Here is a 20369-nt window from a genome sequence, read left to right on the forward strand (position 1 = left end):
AGGTCTAAAATGAACTGTATTTTAGCCTTTTGTCTTCTGTTCAGCGTGATAGAAAACCTTTGAAGTCTAGAATGGGCGAGTACCAGAGCGGAGCGAATTTGAGATTCGTGAGCACCGGCACCCAGGACTGACAAAGAATGCGAGGGTTTGTCTACGCGCTGAATCCTTTCTCTATGAAAGAGAAAGGATCAGATTGTTGACAAAGGGCTAAAATGAACTTTATCTTAGCCTTTTGTCTTCTGTTCAGCGTGATAGAAAACCTTTGAAGTCTAGAAAGGGCGAGTACCAGAGCGGAGCGAATTTGAGATTCGTGAGCACCGGACCGCAGGACTGACAAAGAATGCGAGGGTTTGTCTACACGCTGAATCCTTTCTCTATGAAAGAGAAAGGATTCATTTATTAAGCTTCGTCTTGTCTCATTTTTCTTATGTTCCAAGCAAAGTATGCTGTTGTTGCTGCCATCATGATGATGGCAACTGTTCCAAGGACCGCTGCTTGGTGCCATAAATAGCTGTCATCACCGCTTGCAATGATCGTTCTAAATCCGTTGATTGTATACGTCATTGGAAGCAGACTATGAATGACTTGGAAGAATTTTGGTACGAGCTCCAGCGGGAATGTACCCGCACTTGCTGCAAGCTGAAGAACCAAGATAATGACAGCGATGAAGCGCCCTGGGTTCCCCATTGTTGTCGCCAGCAGCTGAATGATCGCTAGGAACGTCAGACTGACGACGATCGCAAAGAGATAGAAGCGCCAGAGACTCTCCACCTCAAGACCAAGTCCAAAGATAAGCATGGTGCTTGCAATGACAGCCTGTAAGATACCGACAAGCAGGAGCACACTATATTTGCTGACAAACCATTCAAACGCATTTCTAGGGCGTCCAGCAGGGTCTTTCATTGGGAATACAACGGTGAGCATAAGAGCCCCTACAAAGAGTCCCATGGATAAGATATAAGGCGTGAGCCCTGTTCCGTAATTATCAATCTTTTTCGCTGTATCGTTTTCTGTTTTGACTGGACTCGCAATCATATTGTAATTGTCCTGATCCGCATCAATTGCACCTGTTTCATCTGCGGCGCTTTTCAATTTATTGGACAGCTTCCCTGTACCGCTCTTTAAGTCGCCTAATCCTTTATCAAGCGATTTTGAGCCTTCAGCAAGCTTAGATGAGTTGCTTTGGATACTCGTTGAACCACTTTCTAGCTTATTTAACGCTGCGCTAAGCTGGCTTGAACCATTTGCAAGCTTATCCGCACCACTTTTCGCTGTATCAAGCTTTCCATTTGCTGTTTGCAGGCCTTCTTGTAATTGCCCTTGACCTGTTTGAAGCTTAAGTGCACCTTGATACAATTTATTCGTACCAGATGTCATTTGATCAATGGCATTTTGTATCGCAACTGTAGATGTGTATAGCTGTTCTGTTTTATTTGGCAGCTGCTTTACTTGCTGCAATTGTGCTTTTGCCGAAGCAACCGCAGATTGAACTTCACTAGCATCGGGCAGTTCCTGCAAGGCCGCTAAGCTTTGCTCAAGTCCAGACAGGTCAGGCAGTTCAATTTTAGGAAGGCTTTCGAGCTGATCCATTGCCGCCTTTTTCTCTTCATCTGTCATTGAGCTGTTTTGAATAATACTTTTTACTTTTGCATCTCGATTAGAGAGCGCTTCTTTTAAAGAAGCCAGTTTTGTATTGAACGCTTTTGCATCAGTTTTCACCTGATCTAGTTTAGGCGCCATCTTTTCAAGATTCGCTAATTCTGGTGAAGACAATACTTTTTCTACTGCTGCAATTTTTTCCGAAAACGACTGTGCTTTATTGTTTAGCTGCTCAATGCCAGCTGTGAATTGCGGCATTTTAGAGGCAAGCTGCTGATGTCCTTCAAGGCTTGTATTTAGCCCTTCACTCAATGTATCAATTCCTGAGCCAAGTTCTCCGAATTTCTGGTCGATGGTTTGATATCCAGTTAATAGCTGGCCAAGCCCGCTGTCAAGAGATTGAATCCCTGTGTTCAGTTCACCCATTTTCCCTGCGAACTGATGAACACCTTCACTATATGTTAACGTTCCTTCAGCCAATTTCGCCAGATTGTCTTTTAACTTTTGACTGCCTTCTTTTGCGCTTTTTGTTCCGTCATCAATTTTCTTCGCACCATCGCTTGCTTGATCTAATCCTTTTGCAATGGTTTTAAAGTTATCAAAGATGACCTCTGCATAATTTTCTGTGACTTCCTTTGAAACCGAATCTTTTAATTTGATAATGGCATTATTTGCAATTTGTGACGCAGCGTAGTTTGCGCCTGGATTTGTATAATATTTCAAATTCGATTTTTTCGGATGTTTGTCTAGCACTGTACTTGCATTTTTAGAGAAATCTTTTGGTATTTCTACAACGAGATAATAGTCCTCGTTATTTAATCCTTTGAGGGCCTTTTTTTCACTATCAACAAAGTGCCATTTAAAACTATCGTTCTTCTTCAATTCCTTCACTAAATCATCGCCGACTTGAAGCGTTTTGCCATCATAATGACTGCCTTCATCCAAGTTGACAACCGCTACAGGTAATTGATCAACTGTACCATATGGATCCCAGTAAGCCTTTAAAAATACACCACTATAAATCAGCGGAATAAATAAGACAGCTAAAATCGGGATCAGTAGTTTTTTGCTCGTCACAATGTCTTTCCATTGATTCCGAATTAAATTCATTGCTGTTTTCCTCCCATAGATGAATGACTAAATTGATAATTTGGTCATTTGAACTCAAAAAAAAATTACGTTGTTGTAGAAAGCCCTTTTAGTACATAAAGCTCCAATGATTCGGCTACTTCTTCTTTTGTTAAAGGCTCGTATCGCTTCTCCCAATCAAAAATAAGTGCAATATATAGTTTCACCATCACAAATGCAGTCAATTCAGGATCACAAGGCTTAATGTCGCCTTTTTCAATCGCTTCTTTTACTTTTGTTTTAATATAGCGAATGATCATTTGCTCCATTTTTTCAATCATTTCCTTGACCGCGGACGTGCCAAGCTCCGCATTTTCCTGAAAGATTTTAATTGTGAGCTGATGGTTTTTTCGAAATTCCAATATTGCAAAGAGTGCTAAGTGAAGGTTTTCAGAGAAACTATTCTTCTCATCAATTGCCTCGTCAGCAATTTTTCTCATCTCCATTAAAAGGGAAGTGAAAATTTCATCAAACAGCTCTTCTTTGTTTTTGAAAAAGGTATAAATGGTTCCTTTTCCGACGTTGGCAAGTTTCGCCACAAGGTCCATTGTCGTCGCTTTATACCCGAATTGAGTAAATGCCTTCGTGGCCCCATCTAAAATCATTTGTCTCCTATCAACACTCATGATCTCACTCCCGAAATGACTATTTGAACGTTTTGGTCATTAAGTACAGAAAGTAATATACCATATCCTTTTCTAAAGATGCAACTACTTTGTTCAGTTTTATTATTCACAACTTTTTTCTTATCATGCGAATATGAAAAACTCCCTTTCCATGACAGAAAAGGGAGTTTGTTTTTATGAAAATAGGTAAGAAACAGCCTCAGAGATGGCGGCTTTCCCTTGATCAATACAATCAGGGATTCCGACACCTTCAAAAGCAGCACCTGCGATATAAACACCAGGATATGATTGCTTAAACGTTTCACGCATCTTCGAAATCTGCTGTTGGTGACCAACATGATATTGCGGCATACTGGTTTTCCAGCGAGTCACCGTTGTCAGTTCTGGATCTGCTTTAATATCCATGATTTTCTTCAAATCTTCCAGCACGATGCTGACGATTTGATGATCAGACTGCTCGACAATCGATTCGTCGCCAGCTTTCCCTACATACGCACGCAATAGCGTTTTTCCTTTAGGAGCTGTATGTGGCCATTTTTTATTCGTCCACGTACAGGCTGTAATAGAGAAATCACTGTTTCTTGAGATGACAAAACCTGTGCCATCATATTCATTATGAACATCCTCTTCTTTAAAGCCAAGAGCAACCGTTGCTACAGAAGTGGATATCATGTCATGCAAGTAATCAAGCCCTGCTTCTTTTGGAAACATGGAATAGATCGATTGATGCGGCGTAGTGACAATGGCTGAATCTGCAAAAAGCGTTTGACCGCTATCTAATTGTACACCATAGCCTCCATCTGTTTTTTCAATCTGCTTCACTTTTGTCCCTTTATAAATCGTCGTCTGCTTGAGCTTACTTTCTACCGCTTCAACAAGGGCTTGCAGTCCTTGATTGATTGTTTGGAACTGTCCTTGTTTTTTTGCTGTCACTTGCTGCGCTTTCGCATGCTGCTGTGATTTTTTCATCCCAAGAATCAAACTGCGATGCTTTTGTTCCGTTTGATAAAACTGCGGAAAGGTAGACATTAGGCTAAGGCGATCAATGTCACCTGCATAAATACCTGATAGAAGAGGCTCGATTAAATTCTCAACGACTTCATCGCCCACACGTCTTCTAAAAAATTCACCCAGTGACTGATCTTCTGTCTGCTTGCTCTTTGGTAAAACGAAATCCATCGCCGCTCTCGCTTTTCCTGCAACTGAAAAAAGACCTGTTGTGATGAATGGGCTGATTTGAGTTGGAATACCCATGACAGCACCCTTTGGCATCGGGTGAAGGGTTTCATTGACTAATACATACGCTTGCCCTGTTTCATTATTGACGAGCTGATCGGACAGACCGACATCCTTTGCCAGTTGCGGTCCACTGACCTTTCTTTCTAGAAATGAATCAGGTCCACGTTCAATGATGTAGCCATCTTTATATAATGTTTGTATTTTTCCACCTAGCCTAGGACTCGCTTCAATAAGAGATATTTGAATAGGGAGACCTTTTTCTTCGATTTCCTTTTCCAAATAGAAGGCGGCGGCTAAACCAGTAATGCCACCGCCAATGATGACAAGGTGTTTTTGATTGTCATGCATAGGATCGCCTTCTTTTATATGATTACTTGCTTTCGTCAAGCTTCTTTAATACGACTGTCGCCAGCGCATCAATAAATGCTGGTTTCGCATTTGGCATTTCTGGACGATAGTAGGCTGCACCGATTTCATCTGTCACGACTTTACATTCATAATCATTATCGTATAACACTTCAAGATGATCAGCGACAAAACCAACAGGCACATACACGAACGTTTTATAGCCTTTTTGTTCGAATAAGTCCCGCGTTAAGTCTTGCACGTCTGGTCCAAGCCACGGATCAGGCGTATTACCTTCACTTTGCCAGCCAATTTCATAATGTTCAATTCCTGCACCGCCCGCAATCATTTTGGCAGATTGTGCGAGCTGATCAGGGTATGGATCTCCTGCTGCAATAATTTTTTCAGGAAGGCTGTGTGCAGACACAATGAGCACCGCTGATTCTCTTTCTTCTTGACTCATGGATGCATACGTATTTTTCACTTGTTTCACCCAATAGTCCACAAACTTCGGTTCATCATACCAGCTTTCAACAGAAGTGATCTTCAGATTACCAAGCTTATCTGCCTCATCTTGCGCACGTTGGTTATACGATTTCACACTAAAGGTTGAGAAGTGCGGCGCAAGGACGATACTCACAGCTTCTGTGATGCCGTCTCGATGCATTTCAGCAACCGCATCCTCAATGAAAGGCTCGATATGTTTTAAGCCAATGTAGACATGAAATTCAATATCATCTTGGATGTCATTCAAATGATCACACAAACCATTTGCCTGCTGTTCTGTAATTTTAGATAAAGGAGAAATACCGCCGATTGCCTTGTAGCGATCCTTTAAATCTTGCAGCATCTCTGGCTCAGGCTTTCTGCCTCTACGGATATGTGTATAGTAACGCTCAATGTCTTCTTCTTTATATGGGGTGCCATATGCCATGACAAGAAGCCCCATTTTCTTTTTCTCCACAACCAACACTCCTTCAGATCATTTGAAATCATTTAGATGGATGTTTTTTTATGTTTAGCCGAATAGTCGTGAATAAAATCTGTCAGCTTCTTTAACGTATCTGGTGAAACATCAGGAAATACCCCATGACCTAAGTTAAAGATGAAGTGATCTGATTTCATCCCTTGATCTAAAATATCTTTTGCTCTTTCTTCAATCACTTCCCAAGGAGAAAGTAAGATGGTTGGATCAAGATTCCCTTGTAACGTTTTTGTGAGTCCTTCTTTCCGCGCTTCGTCTACACTCATACGCCAATCAAGCCCAACGACATCAAGCGGCAGGTCATGCCAATCTTTTGCCAGATGGCTTGCACCAACTCCGTACATGATCATTGGTACGTTTTCAGACTTCAGCTCTGTGAAGATCCGCTGCATGACAGGCTTAATGAATGTCCGGTAATCTGCTGCATTTAAAGCGCCAACCCATGAGTCGAAGATTTGAAATGCACTGATACCTGCTTTTACCTGGGCGCGTATGTACGTGATCGTCATATCAGCTAATTTGTTCATGAGCAGCATCCACGTCTCAGGCTCACTGTACATGAGTGCCTTCGTTTTATGATAATTTTTAGATGGACCGCCTTCAATCATGTAGCTTGCCATCGTAAATGGTGCACCAGCAAAACCAATGAGCGGAACATTTAGCTGCTCCTTCGTCAATAGCTTGATTGTATCAAGCACATATGGCAGGTCTTCTTCAGGATGAAGTTCCCCAAGACGTTCTATATCTGCTTTTGTCCGAATGGGTGAATCAATCACAGGTCCAATTCCATTTTTAATTTCAACGTCCACTCCAATAGCCGGAAGCGGGGTCATAATATCTTTATATAAAATAGCGGCATCTACACCATATTGTTCTACAGGAAGTCTTGTTACATAAGCACATAGCTCTGGCTGATGCGTAATTTCAAATAGCCCGTATTTTTCTTTGAGGGCACGATATTCAGGCTGGGAGCGTCCTGCCTGTCTCATGTACCAAACAGGTACATGGTCTGTTTTTTCCCCTTTGCACGCCTTTAAGAACGTGTCATTAAAAGCTTTCGTTTTTCCCATTACCTTTCATTCCACCTTTCGCCCCACACTCTCTTTGTATAAGGCTCAAACACTGCTTTTACTATACCGCTTTTTCAAGGCACGGTATACTAAAGCGGCTCAATGTTCAAAAAATCGCCGAATATTAACGTCCAAAAGTCTCTGGCTTGATATAAGAACTGCCTTCGCCTTCTTCTTTTGTTTGGGTATTGTATGGAACAACCTTATACTGCGCATCTGAAAACACATTGGCATACGGCATTGTGTAGCTGCCCACGCCTGTCACTGAGTCGATCAGCGTCTCGCTTCCATTTCTCTTTTCATAGATGCGATATTCAACCCGTTTATCCTCTTGTTCGTCCCAAGACAGCTCCAATGTAAACAATCCTTTGATTTTAAAGGCATAGCGGGCTTCAAATTCTGATAGCCCTTCTAAATGGATCGGTGATTGAAGTTCTTTAATCCCCTCTGGCTTTTTGAATGTTTCATTGGTGATTTGGGCTGTCGTTAAAATATCTTTAAACAGCTGCACTGGATACTGACTGCCGCCAGTTAAATAGTGGCTGTTATCGGTTTTGTCATATCCCATCCAAATCGCACCCGTTGTACTAGGTGTGTAACCAGCAAACCAAGCATCTTTCGTTGCACCTTTCACACCTGAATAGGTGGTTGTTCCTGTTTTACCTGCTAAGTCTCCAGCATATGAACCGCTCTGAGCTGTCCCGCCTTTGACGACTTGCTGAAGCATTCTTGTCATATTCCATGCGTTTTGCACACTAAACACTCGCTCTTGCTTGTTTCGATTCTTCTCAACTGTTTCCCCTTCATCATTTGTGATTTTCTGAATAAAGAAAGGCTTTTTATACACGCCTTCATTTGCAAATGTATGGAAGGCTCCAGCGATCTGCAATGGAGAAACCCCTTTTTCTAAGCCGCCAAGTGCCATGGCAAGTCCTTTATCTGAAATCTCTATTCCCATTTTTTCAAGATAAGATTTAGAGGTGTCAATGCCAAGCTGACTTAACGTCCACACAGCAGCTGTATTTTTACTCTTCATCAGGGCATCCACCATCGTGACCCTGCCTTCATACTGCCCATCGTAATTCTTTGGTGAATAGCCGTCATAGCTTTTTTCTTTGTCTTCAAGCAGTGAATAAGGCCTGAATTTTTTCTCCTGCATCGCCGGACCATACACCGCGATCGGCTTGAAAACAGATCCAGGCTGTCTAACAGCCGTTACCCTGTTATAGCCCCTTGCTTGATATTCTCGTCCTCCAATGGCTGCTTTTACTCCACCAGACTCGTTATCAATAAACACGGCGCTGCTTTCCGGAGAACCGCTTTTTCCCGGGAAATAACGGTTGTTCTTCATCGCATCATAGGCGACTTTTTGTAACTTCATATTGATCGGGACGGTAATGGTATAGCCACCTTGAAGCAATTGCTCATGTGAAATGGCATACTCTGATTCTGCTTCTTTAATGATGAGATCGACATAGCTGTCCACCCAAGGCGTTTCTGATTTCTTTTTCAAATGGATGCCGAGTGTTCTCCCTTTTGCTTCTACTGTTTCTGTGGATGACAAATATCCTTGTTCATTCATTAAATTCAGGATGGTATCTCGCCTTTTTTTATTTTTATCAGGATGTAAAACAGGCGAGTAAGAAGACGGTGCCTTTGGCATAGCAGCAAGTGTAGCACCTTCGCTGACAGTTAAGTCTTTGACATCTTTACTAAAATAATAATTGGCTGCCGCCTGAATCCCATAGACGCCATGGCCAAAGTAAAGCTGATTCAAATACATCTCAAGCAGTTTATCCTTTGAATAATCTCTTTCTAAATTAATAGCAATAATGACTTCTTTTGTTTTTCGAAGAAAGGTTTTATCGTTTGTGAGAAAAATATTTTTTGCGAGCTGCTGGGTAATCGTACTCCCGCCCTCTACCTTTCCTCCTGCTAATATATCTCGATAAACCGCTCTTGAAATAGATTGTGCATCAATTCCATGATGCTCATAAAAACGCTTGTCCTCGACAGCAACAAAAGCTTTCGCTACTTTATCAGGTACCTCCTTTAATGACACAGGGTCCCGATTTTCTGAATACATACTTGTGAGTTCTTTTCCATTTTGATCAATGATTTTTGAGGAAGCGTGAAAAACAAGCTTCTTCTCATCTATGACATAATGTCCTAAAAATAAAATGGTCAGATAGCCAATAAATGAAAGCACGAGTGTACTTCCTGCAATGACTAACGGAATGATTATCTTCTTTTTCTTCACATTAGGTCACCTCATTCCTTTATACGGATAGTATGGGATGTATTGCTTCATAATATGTTTTATGGATTGACTACCAAAGAATTATATATCATTCTTTTGTTATACTATCAAGCAGGAGGCGGTTTAGATGAACTTCTATATTACATATGGAACAGCAGATTTTTTGCATAGAATCGCAAAGAAACACCATCTGGAAAATCTACTTTATATGGTTGGAAAAGAACAAGCAGCTCTTTTTCATGAAACCGAGGGAGAGACCGTATTTAAAGCCCCTCATGCCTATGATGTGATTTATGCGAAAGGCGAGCTTGTCCAATCTGGCTTCGTCACCTTGAATCATATCCCTGTTAAGCTTGAAAGCAGAGCACTTTTTGAATCCACCTTTCAAAAGAAAACAAACATTTCAGAGCATCAGCGCGGCTTCAAGGCTCTGCGTGTCTTAAGACCACAAAAAGATGAAGAGGTCTATCTGATTTTGACACTTTGGGAATCAGAGGATTTATTTCAAGACTTTCAAGAATCAGAAGCATTCTTTCAGCCTCACGAGGATACAGGCTCCATCTTCTCTCGTCCTGCCTATCTCACATCCTACCATGCCGTCATAGACAATTAAGGAAGTGCTGCTTTAGCACTTCTTTTTTCATGAAAAAAAGCCCTTTAGCTGGGCTTTTCTTTTCAACAACTTCATTTTAGCTCGTACCGATGAATGATAGGCTGAAGCACATAGAAATTCAGCAATATCCACCCTAATAAGATCGGCCACTTCAACATAGGTGAAGCGCCTTTCAACTGAATAAGCAGCACCAATAACGGAATCAAGCAGATCATGAAAAAACTCATCTTTGAGACAAACGTTTCTTTGATTGGGTGCCGACAGCTTGGACACATCATCATTCTCGTGTGAGATAAATGAAACTTTTCGACGAAAGAAAATACTTTTGAACAATTTGGACAGTTTCCCAATGCCACTTCCCCCTTTTGCCAGCTTCATATCAACCTTCGACTTTTATGTAAAATGACCTTTTGATGTTGAACACGAAATCCTCTTCTGTTGAAAGATTCTAACAATTACCATACAATCAGTAAAAGAGCATGAAGGAGGTAATCGAATCAATGACAATATCCACTTTACAAAAAAGCATCAATGAACGTCTTGATGAACATTATGAGGAAATGGTTGAAATTAGACGCCATCTCCATATGAATCCTGAACTTTCTTTTCAGGAAGAAGAAACAGCCGCTTTCATCGCTAACTACTATGACACATTACATATACCAACACGTACTCAGGTGGGTGGTCATGGCGTTCTTGCTTTTATTGAAGGAGCTTCCCCGGGGCCGACGATTGCCCTCAGAGCTGATTTTGATGCACTGCCTATCCACGATGAAAAGGATGTGCCTTATCGATCGACAAAACCAGGTGTGATGCACGCATGCGGTCACGACGGGCACACAGCGACCCTTCTTGTATTAGCAAAGATCTTACATGCCCATCGGGATCAATTAAAAGGGAAAATCGTCCTCATTCATCAGCACGCTGAAGAATATGCTCCAGGCGGCGCTAAACCGATGATTGAAGACGGCTGTTTAGACGGAGTCGATATCATATTCGGTACTCACCTTTGGTCATCAGAACCTTGTGGCACCGTTCTTTATAAAAGCGGGAACTTTATGGCAGCCGCCGACCGTTTCTCTATTCAAGTCCAAGGTAAAGGCGGACACGGCGCCCAGCCTCATCTAACAAAAGATGCCGTACTCATCGGTTCACAAATTGTCGCAAACTTGCAGCAAGTTGTCGCCCGTAAAGTCAATCCAATTGATTCAGCTGTTGTGTCTGTTGGAGGTTTTGTGGCTGAGAATGCCTTTAACGTCATTGCCGATTCAGCCGTTTTAACCGGTACTGCACGATCCTTTGAAGAAAGCGCACGACATATCATTGAACGTGAAATTGAACAGGTGGTGAAAGGGGTTTGCCACATGCATGATGCATCGTACACATATGAATATGTGAGAGGATATCCTGCTGTCAAAAATCACCCAAAGCCAACTGAATATATGGCTGAAATAGCAAGGCAAACAGAAGGTGTCATAGAAGTAAAAGAAGCGGAAACCCAAATGGGCGGAGAAGATTTTGCTTACTACCTACACCATGTTCCTGGCACATTCTTCTACACAGGAGCTATGCCAGAAAACAGTCAGGATGTGTATCCACATCATCATCCGAAATTCGATATCAACGAAAAAGCAATGCCTGTCGCAGCAAAGGTACTCGCTCACGCCGTCCTATCCTACGATGAATAACAAAAAGCCGCTGACGACAGCGGCTTTTTCACTTCATTTCTTTCAACACTCGTAAATGAAACACATGGCGTGCGACTTCCCCGAGCTGTCCTGTCAGCTGATGATTGGCCACACCGCCAACAGCCGCACCGACGACTGGCATTAATTGAAACAGCTTCACAAGATCAATGTAATCTCGATACTCCTGCTGAAAGCTGTACCAATCCATTTCCTCCCGGCTTGTTTCCCAATCATCAATGACCTTCATCATCTTTTGACGATGTGCACTGCTTGAAAAGGCGAGCTGAAAAATACAAAGCAAAAAGAGTCTTTCCTCTTTTTGAGACAAATCAAAGCCATAAATACATGCTAGCTCATAAAGACATTTCATCTTAATGCTCAGCAGCAACGGGAAGTCCGCCATTCCGAGGAATAAACCGCCTGCCCCTGTTCCAATCCCTTCGATCGCCGCCGCCTTTTGATAATACTTCACTTTATCCTTTGCCACCTCATTTCTCTCTACGATCGTTAATTGTTCATCGATCACTGAAAATGAAGTGAAGTGCGTCCCTGCTACGGTGGATTCGACCATTGATTTAACCGCACTTGTGATGACTTGATGAAACCTAGCAGGGATTCGGCGATTCACTTGCTGCTGAACTCCTTTTGAAAACCGTTCGATCTTTGATGGTTTTCTTAAAAATCGCGTTTGAAAAAGAATAGCTTCTTCATACAACTCCCGTTCAGCTGCATTCATCCGGTTCCCTCCTTGATGTCATCATACGCTCGCTGTAAAAAATAGATTTTCACTTATCTCATCTTTTTTAATCGACTTTGGACGTAAGGCTTGAATAAAACAAGCACAAATACCAATGACATGAGAAGAGCAAGTCCACTTCCCTTCCATCCTCCTGCTGGGAGTACCGCGCAGCTCAGCAAGATCGATTGGATGATGAGTACATTACGGACGAGAACAAAGAAGCTACGATCCTTTTCTTGCTGAGAAACTGGATATAGTGTCTGTAATGAAAGATGAGCGAAGTGCTTCGTTAAAGGAACAAGCTGTACACCTGTGATAAATACTGTGAACAAGACAAGTAACGCACCCACCCAATCTGCTGCGCCTGTATACAGAATAATCAGCACAAACACGACCGTTAATCTAAACGCAAGACCAAAATAGTCATTTGAACGTAAAAACGCCCTCACATACATGTAAGAAAAAGTTTTACGCTGCTCGTAAGGAACAAACTGCAAAATCCAGTCCATGTACGCTCTTCTTTTCACCTGTTTCTTTAAATGAGGCACATCTGTAAATAAGTTTGCCAAGCGATAGAAGCGCTGTTTCCGTTTTAATTCATCAGAAATATGCAATTCCCATTGAAAAGGCTGTTTTTTCACTGCATTTGTTAAGTAAATAAGATAGACAGCATATATAAGATAAAAAACAATTGCAATCGCATAGGCTGCCTGTAAAACGGTATACATCAGAAACGTATTCAATAGAAAACGAAACACTGCATCAAGCCATCTGACATGCTTTCCTTGAAAATAAGTGATTCTCCACTGAATCGCTGTATTCAGGCCCTTTATCAAGATCATTTGCGCCAAGATCAGCACATAAAGCATGAAATCTCCTGAAGATACAGCCGAATAAAGCGGGAGTGCGATAATCGATACGGCAATCAAAGGAAACAGCTGCGAAAGGAAGCTAAAATTAAAGGCGTTTTTTAAATAAGGCTCCATCTTCGCTTCCAGAGGAAGCAAAAACACGAGATCTGCCTCTTTGATCAACGTACGTACGTAAGAGCTTGTCAGCACCAGTGAGAAAACAACTGCCATGACCCAGTACGAAGGGAAGTGAGTTGGAATATGTTTAAGCCAGCCGCTATACCAGCTCGCCCCGCCTGCAAGGAAAAAAATAAGCACAATGACAAGATGATCATTGAACATGTATTTTAAATATTTTCTTGTGTCTTGTACGTGTTCCTCTAATCGTGATTTCCAAATGGTTTGCGTTGTTTTACTCATAGCTTTCTTCCTTTGTTAATTCCAAATAAAGATCATCAAGTGTCGCATCTCTCATGTTGAACTGTTCTCTTAGCTCTGTCAGTGTTCCTTTCGCTCTGATTTCACCTTCATGCAAAATAATAAAGGAGTCACAATAACGTTCAGCTGTCGCCAAAATATGCGTTGACATCAGAACACTAGCGCCGTTTTTCTTTGCAGCATTCATTCGTTCCAATAGTGCATTTATCGCAAGAGGATCAAGCCCTAAAAACGGTTCATCGATGATATACAGCTCTGGTTCAACAAGAAACGCACACATAATCATGACCTTCTGCTTCATACCCTTAGAAAAATGAGCAGGGAACCATTTCAGCCGTTTCTCCATTCGAAATTCTTTCAGCAATGATGGTAGACGTTCTTCGAGTTGTTCCTTTGAAAGACCGTAAGCCATCGCTGTCAGCTCTAAATGCTCTTTTAGTGTTAACTCTTCATATAAAACAGGTGTTTCTGGAATAAAGGTGAATTGCGAACGATACGCCTCTTGATCTTCTTGTAGTGTTCGTCCATTCAGTTCAATGACACCTTTATGTGGTTTCATCAAACCGATGATATGACGAATGGTTGTGCTTTTCCCCGCTCCATTTAAGCCAATGAGACCGACAATTTGATTTCTTTCTAATTCAAATGAAATATTTTTTAGAACGGGATTCTTCGTATATCCACCCGTTACATCTTTTACAGTTAAAAGGGACATGAGTTCGTTCCTTTCTTTCTTTTTTCCTTTATAGTACCAAAAACGAAGGGTAATTTGAAATGTTTACCTATAGACGAGCCCTGAATAAAAAATAGGCGCATTGGTCATCATAATGTATGTAGAAGAAATGAACTTGATGACCAATAAGTAAATGAGGTGTTTGTTAAAGGCAAAGAACCGCATGACAAGTTGGTTTTTCATCTAAAAACCTTAGCTTCTGTTTTGCTTCACTGATTCTTGATTTTTGTGTCCTATACAATCGTCAAATGAGGTGTTTACGGCAGAAATAGCAGGCATATGAATTCTTTATTTCAGTAAATAGAGAATTCAAAAGGCATATCGAATGAAAGCATCAGCATTTCTTCTGCAGGAGCAGGATGAGCGACCAAAGGAGTTCGCTTATCCTGTTTTCTTTTTTGCTTCTTTTTGTGATACGATAAAGGAAAAATAATGAGGAGTGACATGGCGTGAGCGACTGCATTTTTTGCAAGATCATTGATGGAGACATTCCATGTGCAAAAGTATATGAAGACGAGCATGTATTGGCTTTTCTTGATATTAGCCAAGTAACAAAAGGGCATACCCTTGTAATCCCGAAAATACATAAAGAAAACATCTATGACATGACACCAGAAGTGTCTAATCACTACTTCCAAGCGATTCCGAAAATTGCAAGGGCAATCAAACAGGAATTTGAACCAATTGGTTTAAACCTCCTGAACAACAACGGTGAAAAAGCCGGACAATCTGTGTTCCATTATCATATGCATATCATTCCGCGCTACGGCAAAGGAGATGGCTTTGGCGCCGTATGGAAGTCACATCAAGATCAATATACGTCAGAGGATTTAAAAGACATTTCTTCTGCCATTCACACGCGGCTTACCTCATCTTAAAGGGATGAGGTTTTTCTTATTTCTGCCACCTTTTTAAGGCTTACATCTCCTAATAGTAAGATTTTTAGAACGATTCAAATTTTTTGTCCAAATGCTTCAAATTTGTGATAGGATGGTTTTATCTTTTGATCCATTAACGCGAGAAATAGGGAGAGATTGTGATGAAGCGAACGACGAATTTTAATGCTGGTCCGGCGGCACTGCCGCTAGAAGTGCTTCAAAAAGCACAAGAAGAACTTGTTGATTTTAAACAAACTGGGATGTCTGTGATGGAGCTTTCTCATCGCAGCGGTGAATATGAAGAAGTCCACAATAAAGCAAAAGCGCTTTTGACCGAGCTGATGGACATTCCAGAAGATTATGAGATCCTCTTTTTACAAGGTGGAGCTAGTCTTCAATTTGCGATGATTCCTATGAACTTCTTACATGAAGGCGAAACGGCTCATTTCATTCAAACAGGCGCTTGGTCAGAAAAAGCATTGTCTGAAGCAAAAGGATTTGGTGAAACGTCTGTGTTTGCCTCAAGTAAAGATGACAATTATTCGTATATTCCAGATGTAGATGCTTCCGGTTTAACAGACGGTGCTTACTTGCACATCACATCAAACAATACGATCTTCGGCACACAGTGGAAAACGTTCCCAGACACTTCACTTCCGCTCATTGCGGACATGTCCAGTGATATTCTCAGCAAACAAATAGACGTTTCTTCATTTGATTTCATTTATGCAGGGGCACAAAAAAACTTAGGACCTTCTGGTATCACGATTGTGATCGCGCGCAAACGTTTTTTAGAGAAAGAAAAAAACGGCACGCCAAAAATATTAAAATATTCAACACACGCAAAAGCCAACTCTCTTTACCACACACCACCGACTTTTGCGATTTATATGCTGTCTCTTGTCCTTGAGCATGTCAAAAACGCTGGCGGCGTAGAAGCAGCGGAAAAACGCAATGAACAAAAAGCGGCCATTCTCTATGAGACGATTGATCAAAGTGGCGGCTTTTACAAAGGGCATGCACGCGCTGACAGCCGTTCTCATATGAATGTCACGTTTACCCTTCGTGATGACGCACTTACCGCATCATTTGTGGAGAAAGCCAAACAAGAACAAATGGTTGGACTTGCAGGACATCGTTCTGTCGGTGGATGCAGAGCATCTATTTACAATGCGGTTTCGATTGAAAACTGCCAAAAGCTTGCGGACTTTATGAAAAAGTTCCAGCAAGAAAATGAGTAAAAAGGCTTTTCTATCTTGAAATAAATTTGTTATAATAACGAGAAATATAAAGTGATGACTCTTGCAATAAATGATGAGCCATATTATTGGAGAGTCCTATAAGAGCTTAGCAGAGGAGAGCATAGAAATGAAAACAAAAGAATTAGTGATTATGTCATTGCTTGCAGCAATGGGAGCTGTTTTGCATACGATTTTCCCGCCCATCTTTTTCGGAATGAAACCTGATATGATGCTGGTCATGATGTTTTTAAGCATCATCCTTTTCCCTAAGGTACAGCATGTAGTCGTGATTGCCCTCGTGACGGGGGTCATTTCCGCTTTGACAACGGGTTTCCCAGGCGGACAAATTCCAAATATGATTGATAAACCAGTGACAGCCTTTATCTTCCTAGCCCTTTTCTTGTCTTGCCAGAAGATGAAGAACAAAGTTGTGCTGACCGCTGTATTAACTGCTATTGGAACCATCGTATCCGGCGTCATTTTCCTATCTGCCGCTTTACTGATCACCGGACTGCCAGCTGCATTACCGGCACTTCTTGTGGGTGTTGTCCTACCAGCAGTCGTGATTAATACCATTGCCATGGTATTTGTCTTCCCGATTGCTCAGTCCATTCTAAAGCGTGCAAGAATGATAGAAGTCGCTTAACGAATAACGAACCTCTTCATGTCAGATGAAGAGGTTTTTTTCATGCTTTTATAAAAGAAAAAGGGTAAGCAGCAAAACGAGAAGCGAAATCCCTGCACCTGCCGCACACACAAGTGCTTTTTGCTTTAATACATGTTTTGGCGGATAAGACCCTGCATATCCAAGCTGTCTTGCATAATGAATGGAACCACCTGTGAAAACGACACCGATACACGTAAAAACGAACAGAAAGACAGACAACCTTCTCCCCTCCCTTTTCTTCAAAAGTATGCTAAAATAAAGCAAGCTATGTATGGAAGTTCAATGAAGCTGATCATCAGCTCAGAGAGAACATGCGAATGTGTAAAATTTGACTAGAGGTGATTTGAATGGCTAGTGGACGTTCTTTATTAACAGGATTATTTGTAGGCGGTCTCCTCGGAGGTGCGGCAGTGCTCCTGACGACTCCCTCTTCTGGCAGAGATGTACGCGGAAAGATGAAAGACAGCTATGACAAATTCGAAGATACGCTGACAAGATTAAAAAGAGATGGACAAGCTTTAAAAGAGCAAATTGTTGAAACAGCAAAAGAAAGTGCAGAAGTCATTAAAGAGGTTGGGGCTGAATTGCAAACATCTATTCAGCAATGGCGCGAAGACATCAAACCTCATCAACAGGACTTACAAAAGGAAATTCAGGAAATTGAGGAAAAGCTCAAACAACTGGAGAAAACCTTACAAAACTAATATACTCCCAAATAAATATTCGTTTACAAAAGTGTGCGGGGTGCGTATCCCGCATTTTTTTTGTTGAAAAAAGGTTATTTTGTCAATGTTTTTCATGACATTTTAAAATTCTTGAATTTTCAGCTTTATTAATCTTTATTTTATTGGCATAATAGAATTACAAGAAAAAGAGAAGTAGGTGAAATGGATGAATCATTCGGAAAAGCCTTTCGATGTAAAAGAAGCACTTTTATTCAGTCAAAGAATGGCCCAATTGAGCAAAGCTCTTTGGAAATCCATTGAGAAAGACTGGCAGCAGTGGATCAAACCGTATAACCTGAATATTAATGAACATCATATTTTGTGGATTGCGTACCAATTAAAAGGAGCTTCAATATCAGAAATTGCAAAGTTTGGCGTCATGCATGTATCAACTGCGTTTAACTTCTCCAAAAAACTGGAGGAAAGAGGATTTTTAAAATTTTCTAAAAAGTTAAACGATAAACGCAATACGTATATTGAGCTAACGCCAAAAGGCGAAGAGACATTCCATCAACTACTCGAAGATTATGACCCGGCCAGAAATGGTATTGTCAAAGGCGCACAGCCGCTTCATGACATTTACGGAAAGTTCCCTGAAATTTTAGAAATGATGTGTATTATCCGAAACATTTATGGTGAGGACTTCATGGAGATTTTTGAGAAATCGTTTTCAAACATTGAGAAGGACTTTTTGAATGAGCGTGGAAAAATCACGAAAAAGTCTGAGGAACTTGAAGACTCAGCTGAGGCAGCAGAAAAAGCGGCTAAAGCAAATCAAATTGTTTAATGATCTTTATAAATTCATTCATTAAAGGCTGAAACAGCCCTTGATCATGCAGAGCAAAAATCGTCTCATGAACATCCAGCTTCTCAATTAACTGTCCCGCAAAAAGCGCAAGGAGATCGTCAAACATGACATAGCCTTGTGCTTTTTGCTTGTCCATTTCATCTGAAAGCTCAGCACAAATACGCTCAATGTCCTTTGCTTCTTCTTTCGATACACGCTGCCGGATCAATAGCGCATAATATGGATAACGGCTCATATCTGTCGCCGTCAGTAAAAGTTCCATATAATATTCGAGCTGGCTCATTCGTTCCTCAATACTCATGTACGTTCCCTCTTTCTCTTAGTCTTTCTATTTTAGCCGAAATTACTCATTGACGAAAGAGACGAACCTCCCCTTATGTCTTTTTTTCTTGAAAAATCCAAAGTTTCCTCTCTTTATTCCATATGAATGCAACATTTTATTTTTTTTCATGAAAACCATTGATTTTTATCTTCAGGAAGAGTAAATTATCTTGAGATATTCAATTAGATTTTAGATTGGAAGGATGAAAAATGAATTGTTGGAAGACCATTAATCTCGAAAAGGATTATGGTTATACGAGAATGATGATTTCAGCCATAAGTCTTTCTATACTTTTTTTCATTATGGCTTTTTTATGTTTTCAACTGACTCATCCTGAAACGAGACTAAGCAGTCACAATGCACCGCTTTTTGCTGTGCTTTTACTCGCGACATTGCTTGTCCACCGTGTGGTTCACTTGATACCAGTGATGAAAAACAAGAAAAAAATGACGTTATTTAAACGAAATTGCTGGCAGCGCGTGCCAAAGAGAGTGATGCTTTTCTCACTGCTCAGCCCGTTTTGTGTCATCTCCCCTGTTTACTTTGTTTTAGGCATAGCGTTTCCAATGTACGCACACTATTTTATCATCATCGCAAGTATTCATGCAGGCTATTGTTTGCCTGATTTTTTATTTGCATGGAAACTGCTAAAAGCACCAAAATCCTGTATCATCGATCAAGCCCAAGACGAGTTTGATATTTTAGTTGACCAAACCTCCTCATCATGAGGTTTTTAAAGCCAACTTCTATCTTTTTCATAAAAAATTTGGTAATGTAGTATGGAATAGTAGAGAGAGGGGGGATCTCCGATAGTTTTATTTTACTTCATCGTCTTTGCCGCGTTTATTGTGTATTCAATAAACAGGCTTACTAATACATTATGCCTTGTCAGAGAGATTCCTGAAGAACGGCAAGATAAGGTGTTTCGCTTTATCAATGTATCAATACTGATTTTACTTATCTCATCATTTGTTGAAATTACCATTTCTATTTAAGATCAAAGCAAAAGCTGCCGGTTTGAGGGCAGCTTTTTGTGTTCTATGATCTATTAGCAAATCCAAGAAGCACCGATAATGATCAATAAGATAAATAACACGACGACTAGTGCAAAACCGCCAGCAAAGACTTCTCCTCCCATGTGAAAACACCTCCTGCCAGGTCTTCCTCTGTTCTAAGCTCAGTGTATGCAGAAAAATTGAAAACGTTTAGGCACCTGTCATCGTTTGAAAAAAGAACCGCCCGCACGCATGGCAGGACGGCTCCTTTCTGTAACAGCGATTTAATTAATAAAGATATGCTGCACCAACAATGATCAGCAAAATGAATAGCACGACCAATAAAGCAAACCCATTAGAATATCCTGCTCCCATATAATTCAGCCTCCTTTTTGTGATCACTATATGTGTATGTGACG

The 20369-nt window shown here is 41.0% G+C and carries 23 protein-coding genes; 9 read left to right on the plus strand and 14 right to left on the minus strand.

Annotation, left to right across the window (positions count from 1 at the left end; genetic code table 11):
- Window positions 1–399: 399 nt before the first annotated feature.
- The 6 genes from BA70_RS09905 to BA70_RS09930 form a co-directional block, all read right to left on the minus strand.
- Window positions 400–2709 (minus strand): YhgE/Pip domain-containing protein, encoded by a 2310-nt coding sequence (locus BA70_RS09905; RefSeq protein WP_034321449.1) that lies wholly within the window; start codon window positions 2707–2709, stop codon window positions 400–402.
- Window positions 2710–2774: 65 nt separating this feature from the next.
- Complete coding sequence (locus BA70_RS09910; protein WP_034321451.1) at window positions 2775–3353, minus strand: TetR/AcrR family transcriptional regulator; 579 nt, start codon at window positions 3351–3353, stop codon at window positions 2775–2777.
- Window positions 3354–3527: 174 nt separating this feature from the next.
- Complete coding sequence (gene hemY, locus BA70_RS09915) at window positions 3528–4940, minus strand: protoporphyrinogen oxidase (RefSeq protein ID WP_034321454.1); 1413 nt, start codon at window positions 4938–4940, stop codon at window positions 3528–3530.
- Between the two features lie 22 nt (window positions 4941–4962).
- The gene (gene hemH, locus BA70_RS09920) at window positions 4963–5901 is read right to left on the minus strand and encodes a ferrochelatase (protein WP_034321457.1); all 939 of its coding nucleotides are present in this window, start codon (window positions 5899–5901) and stop codon (window positions 4963–4965) included.
- A gap of 32 nt (window positions 5902–5933) precedes the next feature.
- On the minus strand, window positions 5934–6992 hold the full coding sequence (gene hemE / locus BA70_RS09925; RefSeq protein ID WP_034321460.1) for a uroporphyrinogen decarboxylase: 1059 nt from the start codon (window positions 6990–6992) through the stop codon (window positions 5934–5936).
- 124 nt (window positions 6993–7116) lie between these two features.
- Window positions 7117–9252: a transglycosylase domain-containing protein gene (locus BA70_RS09930; RefSeq protein ID WP_034321463.1), complete on the minus strand. Its 2136-nt coding sequence runs from the start codon at window positions 9250–9252 to the stop codon at window positions 7117–7119.
- Window positions 9253–9379: 127 nt separating this feature from the next.
- Between BA70_RS09930 and BA70_RS09935 the strand changes: the two genes are divergently transcribed.
- A complete protein-coding gene (locus tag BA70_RS09935; protein WP_034321467.1) occupies window positions 9380–9865 on the plus strand; it encodes an antibiotic biosynthesis monooxygenase family protein in 486 nt (161 codons plus the stop codon).
- 27 nt (window positions 9866–9892) lie between these two features.
- On the opposite strand, the gene BA70_RS09940 is transcribed toward BA70_RS09935, so the two are convergent.
- Window positions 9893–10243, minus strand: coding sequence for a hypothetical protein (locus tag BA70_RS09940; protein ID WP_034321470.1), 351 nt, complete (start codon window positions 10241–10243; stop codon window positions 9893–9895).
- Window positions 10244–10365: 122 nt separating this feature from the next.
- On the opposite strand from BA70_RS09940, the gene BA70_RS09945 reads away from it, so the two are divergent.
- Window positions 10366–11553, plus strand: a complete 1188-nt coding sequence (locus BA70_RS09945; RefSeq protein WP_034321473.1) for a M20 family metallopeptidase — start codon at window positions 10366–10368, stop codon at window positions 11551–11553.
- Window positions 11554–11581: 28 nt separating this feature from the next.
- Here the strand turns inward: BA70_RS09945 and BA70_RS09950 are convergent, their stop codons facing one another.
- Genes BA70_RS09950 through BA70_RS09960 form a run of 3 tightly spaced genes read right to left on the minus strand, consistent with a single transcriptional unit; the run spans window position 11582 to window position 14296 of the window.
- Window positions 11582–12289 (minus strand): EcsC family protein, encoded by a 708-nt coding sequence (locus BA70_RS09950; RefSeq protein ID WP_034321475.1) that lies wholly within the window; start codon window positions 12287–12289, stop codon window positions 11582–11584.
- Window positions 12290–12342: 53 nt separating this feature from the next.
- Window positions 12343–13563 carry an ABC transporter permease gene (locus BA70_RS09955; protein WP_034321476.1) on the minus strand — a complete coding sequence of 407 codons (1221 nt, stop codon included), beginning with the start codon at window positions 13561–13563 and terminating at the stop codon, window positions 12343–12345.
- Window positions 13556–14296, minus strand: coding sequence for an ABC transporter ATP-binding protein (locus BA70_RS09960; RefSeq protein WP_008361146.1), 741 nt, complete (start codon window positions 14294–14296; stop codon window positions 13556–13558). The genes BA70_RS09955 and BA70_RS09960 overlap by 8 nt, the downstream gene beginning before the upstream one ends.
- A gap of 467 nt (window positions 14297–14763) precedes the next feature.
- On the opposite strand from BA70_RS09960, the gene BA70_RS09965 reads away from it, so the two are divergent.
- The 3 genes from BA70_RS09965 (at window position 14764) to BA70_RS09975 (ending at window position 17079) form a co-directional block, all read left to right on the plus strand.
- Window positions 14764–15192 carry an HIT family protein gene (locus BA70_RS09965; RefSeq protein WP_008348883.1) on the plus strand — a complete coding sequence of 143 codons (429 nt, stop codon included), beginning with the start codon at window positions 14764–14766 and terminating at the stop codon, window positions 15190–15192.
- A gap of 161 nt (window positions 15193–15353) precedes the next feature.
- A complete protein-coding gene (gene serC / locus BA70_RS09970) occupies window positions 15354–16433 on the plus strand; it encodes a 3-phosphoserine/phosphohydroxythreonine transaminase (protein ID WP_034321477.1) in 1080 nt (359 codons plus the stop codon).
- 127 nt (window positions 16434–16560) lie between these two features.
- Window positions 16561–17079 (plus strand): tryptophan transporter, encoded by a 519-nt coding sequence (locus tag BA70_RS09975; protein ID WP_034321480.1) that lies wholly within the window; start codon window positions 16561–16563, stop codon window positions 17077–17079.
- A gap of 48 nt (window positions 17080–17127) precedes the next feature.
- On the opposite strand, the gene yhzF is transcribed toward BA70_RS09975, so the two are convergent.
- Window positions 17128–17319, minus strand: a complete 192-nt coding sequence (gene yhzF, locus BA70_RS09980; protein ID WP_034321482.1) for a membrane protein YhzF — start codon at window positions 17317–17319, stop codon at window positions 17128–17130.
- Between the two features lie 128 nt (window positions 17320–17447).
- On the opposite strand from yhzF, the gene BA70_RS09985 reads away from it, so the two are divergent.
- Together BA70_RS09985 and BA70_RS09990 are read left to right on the plus strand one after the other, a co-directional pair.
- A complete protein-coding gene (locus BA70_RS09985; RefSeq protein ID WP_034321484.1) occupies window positions 17448–17804 on the plus strand; it encodes a YtxH domain-containing protein in 357 nt (118 codons plus the stop codon).
- Between the two features lie 187 nt (window positions 17805–17991).
- The gene (locus BA70_RS09990; RefSeq protein ID WP_034321487.1) at window positions 17992–18612 is read left to right on the plus strand and encodes an HTH-type transcriptional regulator Hpr; all 621 of its coding nucleotides are present in this window, start codon (window positions 17992–17994) and stop codon (window positions 18610–18612) included.
- Here BA70_RS09990 and BA70_RS09995 read toward each other — a convergent pair.
- On the minus strand, window positions 18590–18934 hold the full coding sequence (locus BA70_RS09995) for a YhaI family protein (protein WP_007497157.1): 345 nt from the start codon (window positions 18932–18934) through the stop codon (window positions 18590–18592). The two genes, BA70_RS09990 and BA70_RS09995, sit on opposite strands and share 23 nt — an antisense overlap.
- A gap of 230 nt (window positions 18935–19164) precedes the next feature.
- Between BA70_RS09995 and BA70_RS10000 the strand changes: the two genes are divergently transcribed.
- Window positions 19165–19683 carry a DUF3267 domain-containing protein gene (locus tag BA70_RS10000; RefSeq protein ID WP_034321494.1) on the plus strand — a complete coding sequence of 173 codons (519 nt, stop codon included), beginning with the start codon at window positions 19165–19167 and terminating at the stop codon, window positions 19681–19683.
- A gap of 81 nt (window positions 19684–19764) precedes the next feature.
- Window positions 19765–19950: a hypothetical protein gene (locus BA70_RS20565; protein ID WP_072368131.1), complete on the plus strand. Its 186-nt coding sequence runs from the start codon at window positions 19765–19767 to the stop codon at window positions 19948–19950.
- Window positions 19951–20003: 53 nt separating this feature from the next.
- On the opposite strand, the gene BA70_RS10005 is transcribed toward BA70_RS20565, so the two are convergent.
- Window positions 20004–20093 carry a YjcZ family sporulation protein gene (locus BA70_RS10005; protein WP_017360317.1) on the minus strand — a complete coding sequence of 30 codons (90 nt, stop codon included), beginning with the start codon at window positions 20091–20093 and terminating at the stop codon, window positions 20004–20006.
- 145 nt (window positions 20094–20238) lie between these two features.
- Window positions 20239–20325, minus strand: coding sequence for a YjcZ family sporulation protein (locus BA70_RS19500; RefSeq protein ID WP_008361129.1), 87 nt, complete (start codon window positions 20323–20325; stop codon window positions 20239–20241).
- Window positions 20326–20369: the final 44 nt, after the last annotated feature.

Source organism: Bacillus zhangzhouensis, from assembly GCF_000715205.1.
In the GTDB taxonomy this organism is placed as follows: domain Bacteria; phylum Bacillota; class Bacilli; order Bacillales; family Bacillaceae; genus Bacillus; species Bacillus zhangzhouensis.